2 protein-coding genes are annotated in these 1,462 nt (G+C 31.5%); both read right to left on the bottom strand.

The annotated features are described in order from the left end of the window. Positions 1–242: 242 nt before the first annotated feature. Complete coding sequence (locus tag F6K13_RS32930) at positions 243–983, bottom strand: C-terminal helicase domain-containing protein (protein WP_353735752.1); 741 nt, start codon at positions 981–983, stop codon at positions 243–245. A gap of 15 nt (positions 984–998) precedes the next feature. Next, positions 999–1,462: AAA family ATPase (locus F6K13_RS32935; RefSeq protein WP_287289896.1), on the bottom strand; the 464-nt coding region annotated here is incomplete at its 5' end.

Raw genomic sequence — 1,462 nt, forward strand, 5'->3', positions numbered from 1 at the left:
TATTAGCAGTGAATAATATTTACTGCTAATGGCTAATATTAGTAAAGCAAAATTAATTAGCCATTAGCATTTTTATATAGTTCAGGAATTACCCATAACCACCAAATATAGTAGGGGTTAACAACCGTTAAACCCTAAAAATGGTATATAATTCCGTCTTTTTCGTAAGTCCTGATAGTTCAATTATACAGATTTTCTATCTTTTGTGAACAACACACCATTTAATAATTATTTTGACAACTCTATTCTGCACTTTTCTTGTTGTTTAAATTTTTGGTTATTTGCTCTAAAGGAGGCGTAAAAACCTCTACTTTATATTCATTAATAGTTTCAGTAAAAATAAGCTCTGAACATTGGGAACGTAAAGATTTCCATAACATTGTTTCTTCGTAATGTTCAAATTCTGCTGGAATATAATCTAAAAGAGTTTTAGAACAAACAACAATTAATCTTTCTTGAACCCTGGAAAAGGCTACATTTGAGCGATTAAGATTCAGGATAAATTCGACATTTTTACTAATAGCAGACGGATCGCTTGCTGTAGCAGAAACAATTATATTTGGACGTTCGCCACCTTGGAATTTTTCTACAGTATCTATCACATCAATAGCATTTTCATAATAATCTGCTAACTCTGTTTTCAGTAGGGTTCTTTGGGCACGATGTGGGGTAACAATTCCTATACTTCCATCAGGAATTTCTCGACCTGCATCAATAATTTTTTTAATTATTTCTACTTCTAGTTGATTACTACGTCTTGATTTTCGCTCAGAATGAAAAACAAAATAAAGACCTCTATTTCCTTGTAAAAGTTTTTCCCAAGTTCCATTTATTTCTTTTTCTTCTATATTTTTATCTTTTTCTTTGCCTCGTAATTGAATATTATCTAACTTGCTATAAAGACGTGCAATAAGTTCGCGAATAACTGGGGGTAAACGGAAGGTAAAATTTAAAGCTGAACATAATATTGCTGCATCAGGAATTTGAGTATCTGAGTTTTATTTTAAGTTTTGAATAGCCTGATATGCACTAACATAGGGTTGGTAATATACAACAGGAGGACGGTCTTCATTTTCCCAATCATGGGTAATAATAGGAGTAAGTTGTCGATGGTCTCCAGCTAACATTATTTCACCATCATTTTTGACTAATGTTGCTAATGCTAGAAAGTGAGGAAATACCATCATACTTGCTTCATCAACAATAAGAGTCGTTGTTTGAAAACCTTGGGGATAATCTTTTAAAAAATTATTTCGTTGATTCAATTCATTAACCATCTTTAAAATTGCATTGGTTGTTCCTCCAATTACTAAAACTGTCTTTTTGCGCATTTTATTAACATTATTGACACAAGGTTTAGAAGAGAAGGAATTAACATTTGTATTTTGAAAATCCTCTTTATTTTTAGGTTCGACTCTGCTTAGTTGAATTGATGATAAGTTTAAGTTTAGATTAGTAGCGT

It is taken from the genome of Okeania sp. SIO2B9 (assembly GCF_010672505.1).
Classification (GTDB): domain Bacteria; phylum Cyanobacteriota; class Cyanobacteriia; order Cyanobacteriales; family Microcoleaceae; genus Okeania; species Okeania hirsuta.